This is a genomic window from Helicobacter pylori (genome assembly GCF_030323545.1).
GTDB lineage: Bacteria > Campylobacterota > Campylobacteria > Campylobacterales > Helicobacteraceae > Helicobacter > Helicobacter pylori_CO.
In genome coordinates, this window is the sequence record NZ_CP122954.1 from 140174 (window position 1) to 158787 (window position 18614).

An 18614-nucleotide genomic window follows, 5' to 3' on the forward strand; every position below is an offset into this window, starting at 1 on the left:
GATACTATAAAATAAAATGACGCTATTTGCAAAGAATTTTAAAAACTTCATCGTTTTTTTGTCCTTTAAGAGAGTTTGAAAACTTTTTTCAAAATATTTTTTACCCTAAAACCCAAATAATCCCTAATCGTTTTTGATCTGATGTGGGTTTTAAAAGATTGCATTTGTTGGTCTTTAGCCATTTCAAGGCGTTCTTTAAAAAAATCGTTTTTAAAAGGGGTGCAAAAAAGGTTTGCAAGCCAAAAACCCGCTTCAGCTTCATAGCAAATCAAACGCTCGTTCAAAGAACTCACAGAACGCCAGGGCTTGTATTTGATGAAATGGAGCATGATGATGTTTTTAGGGTAGTGCTCTTTGAAAAAGTCAGAATAGCAATTATAATGAATAGGCAATTCTAAAACGCGCTCCCAAAACACCATATTGATTAAACACTGCTCAGGGTAAAAAAGGTCTTTCCCTCTAGTTTTTAAAAACTCTAAAGCGATTTTTTCAAACCCATTTTCGCGCCACAAATCTAAATTCGCTACCAAAAAGCCCATGTTAAAGCCCTGATGGATGCGTTTTAACTCGTTTTGGCTAAAGCGTGAAAAATCAATCTTAAAATTCTTACAAGTGCGCTCAATAAAATCACAAAAGGCTTCAAAAGGAAGGTGAGAAAATGTGTCTCTCACCATGCCAAGCAATTTAGTGGGTTCATTATCCAGTGCAAAATAAGCGCTTGCAACATCGCCTAAAAACACCGTATCCATATCTATGGAAATGATTTTAGAATAATTAGGGAAGAGCGAAGCGAGCAAGAGCCGGCATAAAACAAGAAGCCCGCCATAACGCTTGGAGCAAGACTCATTGAGATAGCTTTCTATGGAATGATCGAGCGAATTGATGTCTATAAACTCTAATGAAGCGAATTTTTTAAAAGGCTCAAGGGTTTTTAAAAGCTTGTTTTGCTGCTCTAAAGTAACCCCTTTAACCAAACAATGGATTTTATACACGATGCTAGCACCTAAAAGTTGGTTGCTTTGATTTAGGGGGCTAAAATCTATCATGCTTGTGTGCCTGCTCGCATGTGAGAGTAAGGAATAAAGGCAAACTCCTGCCCCTAGCGCGTAATTCTTATCAAAACTCATAAAAATAGGGATAATTTGATCGGGTAAGTTTTGCGTATCCATTTATCGCTCCCTTGTATCGCTTTTTGAGTGTTTTAAAATCGCATGCCTAACTTCTTTAGCACTCCCCACATAAAGGTTATTGAATTGGGTTTTATTGAAAGTGTTTTGGCGCTTGGCTAATTTGATGGTGTTAGAGGTAATCGTTTCTTCTAGCTCCTTTAAAGTGAGTTGTTTTTCTAAAAAAAGAATGCTTTCTTTAACGCCTATGGCTTTAAAAGGCTGCGAATCTTTAGGGTATTGAGTATAGAGGGCTTTGATTTCTTCAATAAGCCCTGAATGGAGCATGTTCTTAGTGCGCTGTTTGATATTGTTATGAAGCGCGTTTTTTTCAACAGACAGAGCGAATAAGGAGATAGCATGCTCAAAGGGTTTTTTAGGGTTAGCCTTAAAATACTCGCTTGGGGGCGTGTGGGTGGCATAAAAGATTTCTAAAGCCTTATGGATGCGGTAAGTGTCGTTTGGATGGATTTTAAAAGCCATGTTAGGGTCAATGGATTTTAAAAATATATAAGGGTTAGAAAGAGTGGCAATTTCTCGCTCTATTCTTACAACCTCTTCACCGCTAAGTTTTGGCATGCTGCTCAAACCTTCTAAAATGGATTTGAGGTAAAAACTGCTCCCCCCTACAATGAGTAAAATCTCTTTAGAAGACACCCTCATAGCGTCCTCTAAAAGGGTTTTAAAAAGGAGGGCGTTATTTTTTTCATCAATATTGAGGTGATCTAGGGCGTAATGCTTGATGTTTTTTCGCTCTTTTAGGCTGGGTTTTGCCGAAGCGATATTGATGTCTTTATAAATACTCAAAGAATCCAAAGAAAAGATTTCAGCGTCCAATTCTTGGGCTAATTCAACAGAAAGAGCACTTTTCCCGCTCCCGCTAGGCCCTAAAAGCGCGATGAGTTTCTTAGGAGTTTTGATAAGGAATCTCCCTTTTATAAGCGTTCAAAAACCCTTCCAAGTCAAATTTTTTACGGCATTCTTCGGTGAAAAGATGGATCATCAAATCCCCTAAATCCAAAATGATCCACTCTTCATTAGACTCATCTATCTGGTAAAAGACTTCCCCTAAAGGCTTAAGGGTGTTTTTAAGCGCATCTAATAAAGAAAGGGCATGCTTATTCGCTAGCGTGGTGGCGATAATGACATCTTCTACCAAATAGGGGGTTTTAGACAAATCAATATGCGTAATATCAAAAGCCTTTTTTTCATCTAATAAAGCCGTAATCGTTTCTATGCGTTTGTTCATGAGTTTCCTAAAAAATGGGTTAAAATAGCCTTATTATAACTTAAATCAAGGAAAGATTAATGACCCCTGAATCAAACCTCAAATCCTTAGGCACTAAAACGCCCTATATTTTTGAATACAACAGCCAGTTATTAGAAGCTTTCCCTAACCCAAACCCCAATTTAGACCCTTTAATCACGCTAGAATGCAAGGAATTTACAAGCCTTTGCCCGATCACTTCCCAGCCGGATTTTGGCGTGATTTTTATCCGCTACATCCCTAAAGATAAAATGGTAGAAAGCAAGTCTTTAAAACTCTATTTATTCAGTTACAGAAACCATGGAAGTTTTCATGAGAGCTGCATCAATACGATCTTATTAGATTTAGTCCAATTGCTAAAGCCAAAGTATTTGGAAGTGTATGGGGATTTTGCCTCTAGGGGTGGGATTGCGATCAAACCCTTTGTGAATTATGCGATCAAAGAATACCAGGAATTTAAAGAAAAACGCCTTTTGAATGCGAAATAATGTGCAAAGATAGGGTTTTAAGATTAAGCCCTTCAAAATTAAATGGACAGGTTAGGGGGAGAATGAAAAAAGAAAAAATAAAAGAATAAAAGAGAGATTAAAAAAAAGAGACCCCACAGGGGGGGGGGTTATTCTTTTAACTCTGCCTCCTCTTTATCTAAATTAGCGAGATGCTCATCAACCTCTTTAGTAGTTGCTAGTCCAATATTGTTAAAAATGTCTTTTAGCAAGTTTTTAGTAAGACCCGCACAGCTTAAACCATACTTATTGATACCGCCATCGCATAAGAGTTGCGCCACAAACATCGCCTCATTTTTGTTTTTAGGTAAAGTCGTAGCCCAAAAACCATCAGGAGAAAAGTCGTTAAGTTCTTTTTCAAACTCCTTATTACCCTCCGCATATCCTTTAATCACGCCACAGAATAAAGTCGTTGCAACTCTATCCAAGTTGTCAAATGTCGTAAGGTCGCATTTTTCCACATCTCGGCTTTCAATCATAGCACTCCACTCCGCGTCGCTATGCTTATTTAAACCCTCCGCATAATAAAGAGCGGTAAGAATGATAGCGACCGCTTGATTACCACTACCCTCAAAAAACATAGGAGAGAATAACGCCCCAAGCCTACTTTTTCTCTCGCTTAAAGTATAATCCTCCGCAATAATCTCAAAGCTAGTCTTATCATCAGTAGTCTTAAATCCAAAAGCGAGTTTAAACCTATCCTCTTTAGGAGTAGTAGTCCTTTCTTTAACACTCGGACCGCTCGTAACGATTTTAATCCCTTTTAACAAATCCTCTCCGCTTGTTTCAGCGTGATTATTCGCAACTTCATTCAAAGGCACTTCCTTAAACCATTTTAAGAATTTTTCGCTATTGAAAGCGTAAGTGGCTTCGTTGCCTTTTTGGCTCCTTAAGGTTACACGATTAAACCCAATATTAATGACTTTAGCCTCCACCACTTTGCCGTTGATTGTGGCTTTGACCGACGCTCCTACTTTTAACTGATTTTCGTTTTGAAAACCCATTTTTTGCTCCTTGCAATTTTAAATTTTTAAAATCCGCTACAATCACCCATTTAGGGTTCTTTATCTTTTCAGCATGGTTTGTTCCTCCTTGTTGTGGGTTGAAGCGCTAAAAACAGACCCTTTATTTTTGAGTGATCGCATCATTTAATGTCCTTTAAAAGAGCGTTTTTAAAAGCTTTAATGGCGCTTTCACCCACTAATTCAGCGATACGATAACGCGCGATTAAAAAGTCTAATAATTTTTCGCTCCTTTCTTGAATCTCTACAATCCCAAAAGAAGCGTTTTTAGCCACTTCTTTTTCACTATAAGAGCCTTTGAGGTATTCCTTTCTTTTTTCATCAAAAGGTTTGTTGCTTAAAGAGCTGTTAGCGTTTTTAGAAATTAAGAGCAAGTTCCCTAAAGCATGCACGATATGGGGATTTTTAGCCCAATTTTTTTCTTTAGCGCTATAGCCTTGATTGGGTTTTTGGGGCAAGATATGCTCAATACTTTCTATACTGCCATCAAAATTCAAGGTCGTTTCAGGGTTGTGGTGCAACTCGTATTCATAAAGCAAGTAATTCAATGCCTTGCCCCACTGATACCATTTCTCAGTATTCTTTTTAGAATGGATAGTCTCTTCAAGCAATTCCAAGCCGCTATGCTCTCCCTTGAAAAAATTCTTTTCTAGCGTTGGAAGATCTTCAATAACGATATTTCCTTCCCCATATCTATACGCTCTGAACGCTTTAAAAGCCAATTCAATCCATTCATTTTTAGCCGTATTCTTGCCAGCAACCCCATAGATTAAAAACCCGAAACGCTCCAAATACTCTAATAAGCTCTCTAATTCTTTGGTGGTATAAGGCTGTTCATTAGCGCTTCTTCCAACAAGCTGTATGGTTAAAAGAGAGAGCAATAAGGGCAGAAAAGCGTTATCGCTCAAAGCGTTTAAACGCCGCATTTTGTCTAACAAGCCGCGCATTTTAGGCGTGATTTCAATCTCAAGTTTTTTATCGTCATCAAAAATAAGGGCGATAGATTTTTCATCAAGCGTGTGTAAGAAATTCCAAACCTTAGAAGAATAAGAAAGATAAAATAACAAATGATCTATTCTTTCATATTCATCATCAAAGTTGGTGTTGTCGGTATACCTTTTATGAGCGTTAAACTCCATCTCCAATAACCTCTTCTTAAAATCCCCTTTCTCGCCATAATAATACGCCACAAAATGCTTTAAAAAACCCTCTAAATGATCGTCTTTAAATTGCCTCAAATCGTAATAAATGATCGTGTAGGTGTCATTGATTTCGTTTTGAAGATTTTCTAATTTTTTGCCATCACAAATCTTGTGCACCACAAAATGCAAGCGGTTTTTAAACAATTCTAGAGTGGATAGATCCTTACCACGATTGTTAATCGTTTCAAAAGAGCTGAACGGATCGATTCGGTTATCGTTCAATTCCACCACGCTAAAAAGCATTTTTGTTATAAGGGCATCAAACATTCTTTCAAGCGTTTCAATGGGCGTATCGCTGATTTTTTCTTTAAAAAATGCGTAAGCGTTAATAAGATTTTTAGCGTAAAAAGAAGTTTTGAACGCTTCCAAATCTTTTTCTTCTTCAGTGATCGCTCTAAAAGCTTCGCTCAAACCATAATACTTATAGGATAAAATGGGTTCAAGGTTGATTGAAGAATACTTTTTATCTTTGTTTTGGGTAATCTTGGCTAAAAGGCCCAGTAAAATCAGGCTTGTAGCCAATCGTTGCTGGCCGTCTATGATTTCAAACGCGCTGCTTTCAAACTCATTTTCAGACTTTCTTAAGGTTAAGCTATGCATGTAATGGAATTTATCTCCCAGCTTGGACACATGCTCTAAATCGTTCCAAAAATCCTTTAATTGCTTTATTTGCCATGCATACCCCCTTTGATAGCTGGGGATTTCAAACACGCCTTTTTCAATCACTCCGTTTAAATCCAATAGTTTCATTAAAATCCTTTCTCGTTACGGGCTGACAATCAACGATCGTTCAACTTTTTCGCTCAATCAATTTTGGTTTTCCAAGTCGGGTGCTGTGCGTGAAATGCCAAGTGTTTTTATTGACTAATTCTTCATATTCTTGGCTCCCTTTTTGAGCGCAAACGCCCTCAACCTTTAGTGCTCCCTCTTCATCAACCCCAATAGTGTCATGGTCAATCTTTAGGGCAAAAACGCTCCGTTGGACTTCAGCCCCTCTAGTCGTTGAATCCTCATTCACAATACCAATCACATAATCCGCTTTACGCATGAGTTCAAAATGTTCGTATTGAGCCACTTCGCCCATTCTTGGACGAAAACCTGTCAAAGTGCATTCATCGCACCACTCTTTAAAATCCTCATTCCCTGGGATGGTTCCTTTATACGCGCCTGAAACCATGCACAACAACAAATTGTATTTTTCATGCGCTTTTAAATCTTCTAACTGAGCCATCATCTCTCCTTTGAATTTAACTCTGTAAGCCCCACTGATTTAAAAATGGGGCTTATGGAATCAAATGGTTTAAAAAGATTGCGGTGTGGGTTAATGAAAAGGTTAATAGTAGAGGGAATAATAAAGAGTAAAAGATTTTTAAATAGGTTTTGGTAAAAGTGATAAAAGTTATGGTAGCGTTGCTTGAATGATTGAATGATTGAATGATTGAATGATTGAATGATTGAATGATTGAATGATTGAATGATTGAATGCCATTTCTACCCCTTTTTTGAAAAAAAGATAACTCATAGTATTGTATCTAGCGGTATTCAATCAATGGTTAATGGTGCGTATTTATTTTTTAATGATGATGCGTTTTTATCTTATTTTAAATGGTGATGCGTTTGTTTTTATTTAATGATGTGTTTAATTTAATGATGCGTTTTTATTTGATGATGCGTTTATCCTAATATTAAAGCTTTATTCTCTACCCCCATATCCAATCGCTCCCCCATCATTTCCAATAACTTTTATCCATTCCTTTCCAACTCTAAAATTTCTTTCAAACTCTAAAATTTCTTTCAAATCCCAAAAACTTTAAGCAAACTTTAAGCATTGCATGTCTATAATTACATTTCGTTTTTAAAGACAAGCTTTAAAAAGTTCTTTAATTTTAACTCAAACAAGTCATAAAAGCTAAAAAGCTTTAAAGCATAAAAAGCTTACCAGCTGATAAAACTTGGTCATTAAATAAAGATTAGGGATCAAGCATTTTTAGTCTTCTTTAAAGGGTTTAACAGAACGATTATAGCAGGTTTTTAAAGAAAAACGAAGTTATTTGATTTAACATTGTTAATAGCCTATGTAAAAGTAAAGTTAAAACTACAATAACTCTGTCTTATATTCATTAAGGCAGTGGTAGCGCTGAAGAATATTCGTGCAATTGTCGTTATTCATTATAAAAGGGCGGGTTTTAAAGGATATTTTAAAATTTAAAACAAGCTTTTAAGAGCAGATGGCGGATGCCTTGCCAAAGAGAGGCGATGAAGGACGTACTAGACTGCGATAAGCTATGCGGAGCTGTCAAGGAGCTTTGATGCGTAGATGTCCGAATGGGGCAACCCAACTAATAGAGATATTAGTTACTCTAATTTAGAGAGCGAACCTAGTGAAGTGAAACATCTCAGTAACTAGAGGAAAAGAAATCAACGAGATTCCCTAAGTAGTGGCGAGCGAACGGGGAAAAGGGCAAACCGAGTGCTTGCATTCGGGGTTGAGGACTGCAACATCCAAGAAAACGCTTTAGCAGAGTTACCTGGAAAGGTAAGCCATAGAAAGTGATAGCCTTGTATGCGACAAGGCGTTTTCAGGTAGCAGTATCCAGAGTAGGCCAGGACACGAGGAATCCAGGTTGAAGCCGGGGAGACCACTCTCCAACCCTAAATACTACTCTTTGAGCGATAGCGAACAAGTACCGTGAGGGAAAGGTGAAAAGAACCGCAGTGAGCGGAGTGAAATAGAACCTGAAACCATCTGCTTACAATCATTCAGAGCCCTATGATTTATCAGGGTGATGGACTGCCTTTTGCATAATGATCCTGCGAGTTGTGGTATCTGGCAAGGTTAAGCGAATGCGAAGCCGTAGCGAAAGCGAGTCTTAATAGGGCGAACAAGTCAGATGCTGCAGACCCGAAGCTAAGTGATCTATCCATGGCCAAGTTGAAACGCGTGTAATAGCGCGTGGAGGACTGAACTCGTACCCATTGAAACGGGTTGGGATGAGCTGTGGATAGGGGTGAAAGGCCAAACAAACTTAGTGATAGCTGGTTCTCTTCGAAATATATTTAGGTATAGCCTCAAGTGATAATAAAAGGGGGTAGAGCGCTGATTGGGCTAGGGCTGCTCGCCGCGGTACCAAACCCTATCAAACTTCGAATACCTTTTATCGTATCTTGGGAGTCAGGCGGTGGGTGATAAAATCAATCGTCAAAAGGGGAACAACCCAGACTACCAAATAAGGTCCCTAAGTTCTATTCTGAGTGGAAAAAGATGTGTGGCTACTCAAACAACCAGGAGGTTGGCTTAGAAGCAGCCATCCTTTAAAGAAAGCGTAACAGCTCACTGGTCTAGTGGTCATGCGCTGAAAATATAACGGGGCTAAGATAGACACCGAATTTGTAGATTGTGTTAAACACAGTGGTAGAAGAGCGTTCATACCAGCGTTGAAGGTATACCGGTAAGGAGTGCTGGAGCGGTATGAAGTGAGCATGCAGGAATGAGTAACGATAAGATATATGAGAATTGTATCCGCCGTAAATCTAAGGTTTCCTACGCGATGGTCGTCATCGTAGGGTTAGTCGGGTCCTAAGCCGAGTCCGAAAGGGGTAGGTGATGGCAAATTGGTTAATATTCCAATACCGACTATGGAGCGTGATGGGGGGACGCATAGGGTTAAGCGAGCTAGCTGATGGAAGCGCTAGTCTAAGGGCGTAGATTGGAGGGAAGGCAAATCCACCTCTGTATTTGAAACCCAAACAGGCTCTTTGAGTCCTTTCAGGACAAAGGGAGAATCGCTGATACCGTCGTGCCAAGAAAAGCCTCTAAGCATATCCATAGTCGTCCGTACCGCAAACCGACACAGGTAGATGAGATGAGTATTCTAAGGCGCGTGAAAGAACTCTGGTTAAGGAACTCTGCAAACTAGCACCGTAAGTTCGCGATAAGGTGTGCCGCAGCAATGCGGTCTCAGCAAAGAGTCCCTCCCGACTGTTTACCAAAAACACAGCACTTTGCCAACTCGTAAGAGGAAGTATAAGGTGTGACGCCTGCCCGGTGCTCGAAGGTTAAGAGGATGCGTCAGTCGCAAGATGAAGCGTTGAATTGAAGCCCGAGTAAACGGCGGCCGTAACTATAACGGTCCTAAGGTAGCGAAATTCCTTGTCGGTTAAATACCGACCTGCATGAATGGCGTAACGAGATGGGAGCTGTCTCAACCAGAGATTCAGTGAAATTGTAGTGGAGGTGAAAATTCCTCCTACCCGCGGCAAGACGGAAAGACCCCGTGGACCTTTACTACAACTTAGCACTGCTAACGGGAATATCATGCGCAGGATAGGTGGGAGGCTTTGAAGTAAGGGCTTTGGCTCTTATGGAGCCATCCTTGAGATACCACCCTTGATGTTTCTGTTAGCTAACTGGCCTGTGTTATCCACAGGCAGGACAATGCTTGGTGGGTAGTTTGACTGGGGCGGTCGCCTCCTAAAAAGTAACGGAGGCTTGCAAAGGTTGGCTCATTGCGGTTGGAAATCGCAAGTTGAGTGTAATGGCACAAGCCAGCCTGACTGTAAGACATACAAGTCAAGCAGAGACGAAAGTCGGTCATAGTGATCCGGTGGTTCTGTGTGGAAGGGCCATCGCTCAAAGGATAAAAGGTACCCCGGGGATAACAGGCTGATCTCCCCCAAGAGCTCACATCGACGGGGAGGTTTGGCACCTCGATGTCGGCTCATCGCATCCTGGGGCTGGAGCAGGTCCCAAGGGTATGGCTGTTCGCCATTTAAAGCGGTACGCGAGCTGGGTTCAGAACGTCGTGAGACAGTTCGGTCCCTATCTGCCGTGGGCGTAGGAAAGTTGAGGAGAGCTGTCCCTAGTACGAGAGGACCGGGATGGACGTGTCACTGGTGCACCAGTTGTTCTGCCAAGAGCATCGCTGGGTAGCTACACACGGATGTGATAACTGCTGAAAGCATCTAAGCAGGAAGCCAACTCCAAGATAAACTTTCCCTGAAGCTCGCACAAAGACTATGTGCTTGATAGGGTAGATGTGTAAGCGCAGTAATGCGTTTAGCTGACTACTACTAATAGAGCGTTTGGCTTGTTTTTTGCTTTTTGATAAGATAACGGCAATAGAGCATGGATAAGTTACCACTGCCTTACTGAGTGTAAGAGAGTTGGAGTTTTATAAAGACTTTTATACGATTAAACTTTAATGAGAAACAAGATAAAATCTAACTTGTTTTAATTAAAGAGCTATTAACTACCTTCTAAAAACAGCTCCTTATAAAGAGAAAGGGGAGTTAAGGGTAAATGCGTTTTATCTTTAGCTCCCTTTTCCTTGTGCCTTTAGAGAAGAGGAACTACCCAGTTAACCATTCCGAACCTGGAAGTCAAGCTCTTCATCGCTGATAATACTGCTCTTTTCAAGAGTGGGAATGTAGGTCGGTGCAGGGATAGGGAAATGTTTTTTAGTCTTGCTTTTTGTCTTTTTCTTAATCTTATTTTTAATGTTTAAGTTTGGCTTCAATGTTGTTGTTTGTTTTTGGGGTTGTGTTTTTTACGCTAAAGTTTCTCAGTTTCTCAGTTTCTGGAGATGAGAGGTATGGGCAATTAAGAAAATGGGTAGAGAATACCAACAATTAGGAGGTTTTTATGGTCGTAGATGTTTCAAGCATTCCTTTTCAAGAATTTTGGCACATGCAAATCCATCAGCAACATCTGCAAGTAAGATGGGATGTGCATGATGTGCACCAAATTTTAGAAGAATACCACTTCATTGGTTTAGCGGATTGGGAAGAGAGCAAAGGACAAATTAGAGATTTTTTAGAAGTGATGCGGGTGAATGACATTGTGCCATCAAGCATGGACAACAACTTGTAGCGCTCGCACAAGTCATCGGCGGGGCGTATAACATTCACAAAGATCGGGCATTATGTGTTAGCGAAGAAGACCCTTTAGTGGATTGGATACATTACAGGCGACCCGTTAAGATTTTAGATTGGGCAAAAGAGGGGCAGACGATCCCACAGGGTAGAGGCACTTTAAATAAGTGCGTAAGTCCGGGGACAGAAACCTCGCAAATCATTATGGGGTGGTATGAAAAGGTGCAAGAAGCCTTAAAAGCCAAAGGTGAAAGAGTTGTCTTAGTTTAAAAATCTCACATGTTACCCTTTGCAAGGGTGGGAAAGTAGGGTGGTGCGGGGATAGGGAAATGTTTTTTAGTCTTGCTTTTTATTTAATTTTATTATTGACTCATTGTTTTGTTTGTTTGGTGGTTTATTGGGGTTTGGTTGTTTATTCTTTATGTTTTATTCAAAGTCTTTTAGAGATTTAAGAAAGCGAGTTTGAAAACAAAATAAAATCTAAAATCATAAAATACAATCTAACGCAATAAAATAAAATTTAAAATCCAATTTTTTAGAAAGTTTTATCCCAACAGCACGAAAAACTCTGTCCTTTAGGTCAGAGGTGTAAGTGCATATCCGTTAGGCTATATTTAAAGCTAAAATAGGTTAAAATATCTCCAGTCTTTTTGGGGTAGGAAAAATATCCATGCAGACTTTAAAGAACAAAGCCTTTCGTGTTAGTATTCAATGGAATGCTTTAGTTAGGAAGCTCCTTGCTTTAGCAAGGGGCGGTTTCACTCTTTGAGAATGTAATTATTTATAGAACTCTTATCTAAGCTTCTTTTAAAAGGAAGTAGTTTATGAAGTTTTTTAAAATCCCTAAACTGCACTAATTCTAAAGAGTGATAAGAAATGTTTTTAGAAAGTTTTATTCTTTAAAAAGTTATCGCTTTATAACCAAGCTCTTTAGTTTGATTGTAAAAAACGCTTTTAGCGTTTTAGATTTTTATTTTTTATTCTTTATTCTTTATTCTTTATTCTTTATTCTTTATTCTTTATTCTTTATTCTTTATTCTTTATTCTTTATTCTTTATTCTTTATTCTTTATTCTTTATTCTTTATTCTTTATTCTTTATTCTTTATTCTTTATTCTTTATTCTTCCGCTGGTGGTTTTTTTATTGCTTTTGTTCTTTTGTTTTTAACTTTTTTAGTTGGGGTTGTTATGGGGTTTGTGTTTGAATGGTTTTATGTGTTTTTAGATTTTTAGAACCGATCTAAAAGAAAACTTTTTTCATCAAGTTTCTTTTTTAAAAAAGCCCAAAAATTTCTTAAACACTTCTTTAGGATCGAAAGTGTCGCACACCTTGCACCCATACATGCCAATTAAAATCACAAGCCAGCTCACATACACCCAGCTCATCAAAAACCACAAAATAGAAACGCTCCCATAAAGCTCATGGTAAGTGCGGTTATACAACACATAATAAGTGAAAGCCCATTTCAGCACATGCCAAGAAACGCTCGTAAAAAACACCCATAAAAACACCCAAAAATAATGTTTAAATACCTTATTCGTAGGAATGGTAAAAAGGATCAAAAAAAACGCATAAGTGCCTATCCATCTTAAAACATGCAACAAACTTGAATCTTTATCTTCAAAAAACACTTGGATCTTAATATCAAAAAACACCACCAAAGGCAGAGCGAATAAAAACACTAAAGTCGTGCCAAAACCCCAAAATAAAAAGATTTCTTTACCCTTAAAATGCGCGTAATCTCTGGGTTTTGCTTGAAAAATTTTTGACGCGATGGAGCGGTAATTTTCACAAAAAAGCACCAACGCCACCACAATAGACACCTCTTCAAGCGTGCCTAAGGTCATGTCTGTTTTTTTAAAATTTTCTAAAAAATCCTTAATTGCGCCAATGAGTTTAGGGGCGTTGGGGAAAATCAAGGCTTCCATTTCACCGCTGTGCACTTGCAAATAATGAGACACAAAAAGGCTAAACACAAACAACAAAATAGGCGATAAAGACAAAATCGTATAAAAACTCAAGCTAGAAGCGTAGTAAAACAATTCGCTCAAGCCCAAAAAGGCGTTTTTCAGACGCTTGGGGAAAATCATTCTAAGAAGGCGCAAAAACCCTCTAACGCTTTTAACAAGTTCTCTCATTAATGACAGCTTGTCGCCATTGTCAAGCCATAAGAGAGCAGTTTTTCTATATCTTTTTTAGGGGCTTTACCTTTGGTGGTTAAATAATCCCCCAACACCACCGCATTGATGCCGTATTCAAAAAGCTTGGCTTCCTTTTTATCGTTATCTTTAAACACCACTTCACGCCCTCCAGCCACCATAAGCCTAGCGTTAGGCAAAAACTCTTTAGCTAAAAGCACGCATTCTAGGGCTTCATCTGCGCTTAAAGTCTCTGCATCAATGGGCAATACCGGGTTTTTAATGAAAAAATTAATGGGTGTGGTGTGCGGGGAGAGCGAAGCTAGCGCCCTGAGCATTTCAATCCTGTCTTCCCAGCTCTCATTAAGCCCAAAAATCCCCCCACTGCACAAGCCTAACCCCGCCCTTAAAGCGTTTTCGCATGTGATAAACCTTTCTTCCCATGTGTGCGTGGAACAAATTTTAGGGAAGAAATTTTGCGAAGTTTCTAAATTATGGTTATAGCTATGAATACCCGCATCTCTTAAAAACTCTAATCGCTCCAAATCCGCGCGCCCGCAGCATGCGATTAAATGCAAGCCTAATTCTTCTTGATTGATGGCTTTAGCTAATTTAGCGATATATTCGCATTTTTCATCGTCTAATTCGCGCCCTGAAGTAACCAGACAAAACCCTAAAGCCCCTAATTCCCTTAACGCTCTAGCCTCTTGTAAAACCACTTTTTCATCTTTAAATTTATAGCGTTTAATCGCTCCTTGATGGTGTGAGCTTTGCGTGCAATAAGCGCAATCTTCCTTGCAATCCCCACTGCGCACATTGGAAATAGAACATAAAAAAATCTCTTGCATAATCGTTCCTTTGTTTTAAAAAAGTTGGTTTTTTTGGATTGATTATAGCAAAGAAAAAGAAGCGCTTTTGATTTTAGGGGCTTTATTCCATTAAATATTAAAACTAAAACTTTATTTGATTTTAATTTAATTGTTCGCTAGCGCCTTTAAAACCAAACTCAAAACTTTACGCTATAATTTCTTCACTTTTTCATTAAGGGATTTCATGCAAGATTCATTCAAGGTTACCCCCCCCCCCCCCCAATCAGCCAAAAAATCTCACACGCTAAGTAAAGCACCCAATCATGGAGGAATAGAGCTACCCACCCACATCACAAGCCATTTAAAAAAAGAGCTTAGAGATTATCAAAAACAAGCGATACACCATTATTTAGAAAAACGACAATCCAACCCAACTCAAAAGCATTTCATGTTTGAAATGGCAACCGGTAGCGGTAAAACCTTAGTAATGGCGGGTTTGATTTTAGAATGCTACAAGCAAGGCTATCAAAACTTTATCTTTTTTGTGAACAGCACCAGCATTTTAGAAAAAACGAAACTGAATTTTACAGACAGCGTCTCATCAAAATACCTTTTTAGCGAGAATATCAATATCAATGATGAAAACACAGAAATTAAAAGCATCAATAATTTAAACGAGAGTCACAAAAACGCTATCAACATTTATTTCAGCACCATTCAAGGCTTGTTTTCCTTATTCACTAAAGCTAAAGAAAACGCTATCACCCTAGAGGATTTAAAAGATCAAAAATTGGTTTTTTTAGCGGATGAAGCACACCATTTAAACACAGAGACTAAAAAGAAATTAAGCGGCGCGGAATTTAGTGAAAAACGCAACTGGGAAAGCGTTGTGAAATTAGCCCTAGAACAAAATAAAGACAATTTATTGTTAGAATTTAGCGCCACTATCCCTAATGAAAAAAGCGTTAAAGACAAATATGAAAAATTAAAGGTGATCACTTACACCTTAAAAGAATTTAGCGAGGATAAATTTTGCAAAAACATCTACTCCCTTTCTTATGAAAATAAAGAATTAGAAACGCGCTTTTTAGGGGCATGCGTTTCAAGTTTGTATAAAGAATTATTAGCCCAACACCATAATATTGAAAACTTTAAACCATGCATTTTGTTTAAAAGCGAGAGGATTGAAGATAGCAAACAAAATCAAGAGCGCTTCAACGCTTTTTTAGACAATTTAAGCCCTTCAGATTTAGAAAATTTTTTCAATCACAGCCGCAACGCTTTTTTTAAAGACGCTAAAAACTTTTTTGACAAGCAAAATTACACCCCCAACCTTGCCGCATTCTTGCAAACGAAATTCAAAAAAAGCGTTCAGATTAACACCAATAACGAGAAAGAATTAGAAAAGGGCATGCTTTTGTTGAACTCCCTAGAAGACAGAGACAACCCTAAAAGAGTGGTTTTTAGCGTGGACAAGCTCAATGAAGGCTGGGATGTGTTAAATTTGTTTGACATTGTCAGGCTTAAAAATAAAGCCAATCAAAAAGACACCACTAAAGAGGCCCAGCTCATAGGGCGAGGAGCGAGATACTACCCCTTTAGCTATAACGATTTCAAGCCAAACCGCATAGAGTTTTACCAACGCAAGTTTGAACTTTTTAACCCCTTAAGCACGCTAGAGAGGTTGGACTACCATGCCGTTTATGACAGCGAGTTTATCGCTCAATTAAAAAAAGATGTGGAAGAATTAGGATTAGGGTTTATAGATGAAAATAAAGAAAAACAGACTATCCCTTTAACACCCACCAAGCGTTTCAAATGCTACTATGCGAGCAACACAAAAGACAAAAACAAAAACCTATTCAATAAAGACTATACAGACCCTGTTGGTGTGAAACTCCAGAGTTTGCATGTCCCCTTATTTGGCTTTATTGTGCATGAAAAGAAAGTGGATTTTAAAGAAGACAATAAAGGCGATAAAATTTATTATAAGCCCGATACCTTAGGTAAGATCCCCCTAAACTATTTTTTAAAAGCCCTTAATTTAAAAAACCTGGATTTCAAAACGCTTAAAAAAGCCTTTAAAAAACATGCCTTTAACAATAAAGTGGGATTTATAGAGAGCTATATTTCTCCATTAAAAACAAACTTTCATAAAAACCAAAAGTTTGACGATAATAAAACGCTTTTAGAACTCGCTGTTCATATCATTGAAAACTTAAAAAACACGCTTTTAAAAGAGCAAGATAAATACGAGGTGAGCGAATTAGAATTAAAAGAATTTGAAACGCATAATAAAAGCCTTAGCGCTAGCGAATTGGAAAAAGACATTCCCTCTTATGAATGGCTGCTTTTTAAAGACATGAGAAAACTAGACAGCGAGTTAGAAAGGGCTTTTTTAAATTTCATCAACGACAATAAAGAGATTTTAGACAAGAAATTCAAAGAATGGTGCGTTTTAAGGAATGACCATTTCACGGAATTAAAAGTTTTTTGCAATATAAAAGACAGCCCTTATTACGCACAAGGTTTTGAGCCGGATTTTATCCTTTTTGCCCAAACGCATAGCGATGAATTTTTAGGCTTCACTTGTTATATGGAAGCTAAAGGCGAACATTTAGAGCCTTCTAACGCTTGGAAAAAAGAATTTTTAGAAATGCTAGAAAACGCCGTGCTTAAAAGCCATAACAAAAAATTAGATTTAAAGGGCTTGCCGTTTTTCACGCTCAAAAATAGCGTAGTAAATGAAAAATTTACAACCGCTTTCAATCAAATCTTTAAGGATCAAGAATGTTAAACAACCCAATAAAAACCCTACTAGATGATTTAATCAATCGTTTCACTAAAGAACGCTTAGAAACTTTAATCATACAGAATGATGAAACGCTTTTAACTTTCATGCTTGAAAACCAAAACGCCAACGACTACAAAAACGCTTTTTTTAAAACGATCGCTAATGTGCTTGTATTCAACCAAGAAGCGTTATTAGAATGTTTGACGAAAGAATTAGTAGAAAACTCTTTCACACGATTTGCCAATAAAATAGGCTTATATTCACAAGGGCGTCCTAAAGATCATCCTATCAAATCCAGCGAACTAGTCGTTTTGAATTTCCCTTTTAAAGACAATGTTTTACTGGGCAACGCTAAAGATAACAGCTCCAAAACTAACGAGTGTTTTTACCATGAAATACTGCATAAAAAAGAAATTGATGCGCTTTTTAAACAAAAAGCGTTGTGCCGTTTTGAAATGCATGGAGAAGGCGATTTAGAAAGCGCTTTAAAAGACAAGAACACAAACTACCTTATCAAAGGCAATAACTTGATCGCTCTTCATTCTTTAAAAAAGAAATTCGCTAAGCAAGTGAAATGCATCTACATTGATCCTCCTTATAATACCGGTAATGACAGCTTTAATTACAACGATAATTTCAACCACAGCTCTTGGCTAGTGTTTATGAAAAACAGGCTTGAAGCGGCTAGGGAATTTTTAAGCGATGATGGGAGTATTTATATTAATTTAGATTATAATGAAGTGCATTATTGTAAGGTATTAATGGATGAAATTTTTAAACGAGAAAATTTCAGAAGTGAAATTATATGGAGAATGGGGTTTTTATCGGGCTACAAAACGGCTGCAAAAAAATATATAAGAAACCACGATACAATTTTGTTTTATTCTAAAAGTGATAATTATCTTTTTAATAAGACTTATATAGAAAATAAAGATTTTTTACCGCTATTAACAAAAAATGAAGTGCAAAATGCTTTTAAAAAATTTTCTTTTCCACAAGAAAAAGTAGATGATTTTTTAACTTTTATAAATCATGAAAATAGAGGTGAAAAATATCCATTAGAAGATACATGGAATAGTAATAAGTGGGATAAATTAAATTCAATTGCTATTGATAGTTCAGTTTCAAGAGTTGATGAAACTATAGCAATTGATGATGAAAATTTTAAAGGTCAAAAACCAGAAAGTTTAATTCAAAGAATTTTAGAGGTTTCTACTAACGAAAACGACCTCGTGTTAGATTTTTTTGCCGGGAGCGGGACGACTTGCGCGGTGGCGCACAAAATGAAACGCCGCTACATTGGAATCGAGCAAATGGACTATATAGAAACGATCACCAAAGAAAGGTTGAAAAAAGTCATAGAGGGCGAGCAAGGGGGCATTTCTAAAAAATGCGGTTTTAAAGGGGGCGGGAGTTTTGTCTATGCTGAATTGAAAGAAGTGAATTTAGAAATTAAAAAACAAATCCTTAACGCTAACAGCAAGAGCGAATGCCTAAAAATCTTTAACGATCTTAATGAGCGTTTTTTAAAACGCACCGATTGCAAGATTGATGAAATCCATAGCGAAGAGTTCCACAATTTAGATTTAAACGAGCAAAAAAGGATTTATTGCGCTTGTTTAGACTCTAACGAAGACTATTTAAACTTGGGCGATATTGACGAAGACGCATGGGAGATAGATGATAGCACTAAAAAATACAATGAAATTTTTTATTCTTAAGTTTGATCGTTCAATGCACTCCGCTTAACGCATCAAAACGCTACGCCTATTTAGTGGGCAAAAATAAACAATATAGAATAAACAATGTCGTTTAAAAGCTAGAGGAATTTAAAACGCT

Annotated in this window: 11 protein-coding genes, 2 rRNA genes and 1 pseudogene; 6 read left to right on the top strand and 8 right to left on the bottom strand. The window is 37.9% G+C overall.

Annotated features, from left to right (window positions below; translation table 11 throughout):
• Positions 1-65: 65 nt before the first annotated feature.
• The 3 genes from QAP06_RS00675 to rsfS are packed head-to-tail and all read right to left on the bottom strand — an operon-like array spanning position 66 to position 2415.
• Positions 66-1169, bottom strand: a complete 1104-nt coding sequence (locus QAP06_RS00675; RefSeq protein WP_286465823.1) for a glycosyltransferase family 8 protein — start codon at positions 1167-1169, stop codon at positions 66-68.
• Positions 1170-2066, bottom strand: a complete 897-nt coding sequence (miaA, locus tag QAP06_RS00680) for a tRNA (adenosine(37)-N6)-dimethylallyltransferase MiaA (RefSeq protein ID WP_286467300.1) — start codon at positions 2064-2066, stop codon at positions 1170-1172.
• Positions 2067-2073: 7 nt separating this feature from the next.
• A complete protein-coding gene (gene rsfS / locus QAP06_RS00685; RefSeq protein WP_286465824.1) occupies positions 2074-2415 on the bottom strand; it encodes a ribosome silencing factor in 342 nt (113 codons plus the stop codon).
• Positions 2416-2474: 59 nt separating this feature from the next.
• Between rsfS and queF the strand changes: the two genes are divergently transcribed.
• Positions 2475-2921 carry a preQ(1) synthase gene (gene queF, locus QAP06_RS00690; protein WP_286465825.1) on the top strand — a complete coding sequence of 149 codons (447 nt, stop codon included), beginning with the start codon at positions 2475-2477 and terminating at the stop codon, positions 2919-2921.
• 128 nt (positions 2922-3049) lie between these two features.
• Here the strand turns inward: queF and QAP06_RS00695 are convergent, their stop codons facing one another.
• The 3 genes from QAP06_RS00695 to QAP06_RS00705 form a co-directional block, all read right to left on the bottom strand.
• Positions 3050-3943, bottom strand: a complete 894-nt coding sequence (locus QAP06_RS00695) for a hypothetical protein (RefSeq protein ID WP_286465827.1) — start codon at positions 3941-3943, stop codon at positions 3050-3052.
• A 140-nt stretch (positions 3944-4083) separates the two neighbouring features.
• Complete coding sequence (locus QAP06_RS00700) at positions 4084-5913, bottom strand: DUF262 domain-containing protein (protein WP_286465829.1); 1830 nt, start codon at positions 5911-5913, stop codon at positions 4084-4086.
• Between the two features lie 40 nt (positions 5914-5953).
• The gene (locus QAP06_RS00705) at positions 5954-6394 is read right to left on the bottom strand and encodes a hypothetical protein (protein ID WP_286467306.1); all 441 of its coding nucleotides are present in this window, start codon (positions 6392-6394) and stop codon (positions 5954-5956) included.
• Between the two features lie 977 nt (positions 6395-7371).
• Between QAP06_RS00705 and QAP06_RS00710 the strand changes: the two genes are divergently transcribed.
• The 3 genes and pseudogenes from QAP06_RS00710 to QAP06_RS00720 all read left to right on the top strand — a co-directional run bounded on the left by QAP06_RS00710 (position 7372) and on the right by QAP06_RS00720 (position 11304).
• Positions 7372-10258: ribosomal RNA gene (locus QAP06_RS00710) — 23S ribosomal RNA — on the top strand.
• Positions 10259-10488: 230 nt separating this feature from the next.
• Positions 10489-10606, top strand: a 5S ribosomal RNA gene (gene rrf, locus QAP06_RS00715).
• 198 nt (positions 10607-10804) lie between these two features.
• Positions 10805-11304 (top strand): annotated as a pseudogene (locus QAP06_RS00720) (pyruvate kinase).
• 989 nt (positions 11305-12293) lie between these two features.
• Here the strand turns inward: QAP06_RS00720 and QAP06_RS00725 are convergent.
• Positions 12294-13172 (bottom strand): YihY/virulence factor BrkB family protein, encoded by an 879-nt coding sequence (locus QAP06_RS00725; protein ID WP_286465831.1) that lies wholly within the window; start codon positions 13170-13172, stop codon positions 12294-12296.
• Entirely contained in the window at positions 13172-14020 is an 849-nt protein-coding gene (locus tag QAP06_RS00730; RefSeq protein WP_048946081.1) for a biotin synthase, read from the bottom strand. Before QAP06_RS00730 ends, QAP06_RS00725 begins: the two co-directional genes overlap by 1 nt.
• Positions 14021-14225: 205 nt before the next feature.
• Here QAP06_RS00730 and QAP06_RS00735 point away from each other — a divergent pair, with 205 nt between their 5' ends.
• Both QAP06_RS00735 and QAP06_RS00740 read left to right on the top strand, forming a co-directional pair.
• The gene (locus tag QAP06_RS00735; RefSeq protein WP_286465838.1) at positions 14226-16778 is read left to right on the top strand and encodes a DEAD/DEAH box helicase family protein; all 2553 of its coding nucleotides are present in this window, start codon (positions 14226-14228) and stop codon (positions 16776-16778) included.
• Positions 16772-18496 carry a site-specific DNA-methyltransferase gene (locus QAP06_RS00740; protein ID WP_286465839.1) on the top strand — a complete coding sequence of 575 codons (1725 nt, stop codon included), beginning with the start codon at positions 16772-16774 and terminating at the stop codon, positions 18494-18496. The genes QAP06_RS00735 and QAP06_RS00740 overlap by 7 nt, the downstream gene beginning before the upstream one ends.
• The last annotated feature ends 118 nt before the right edge of the window (positions 18497-18614 follow it).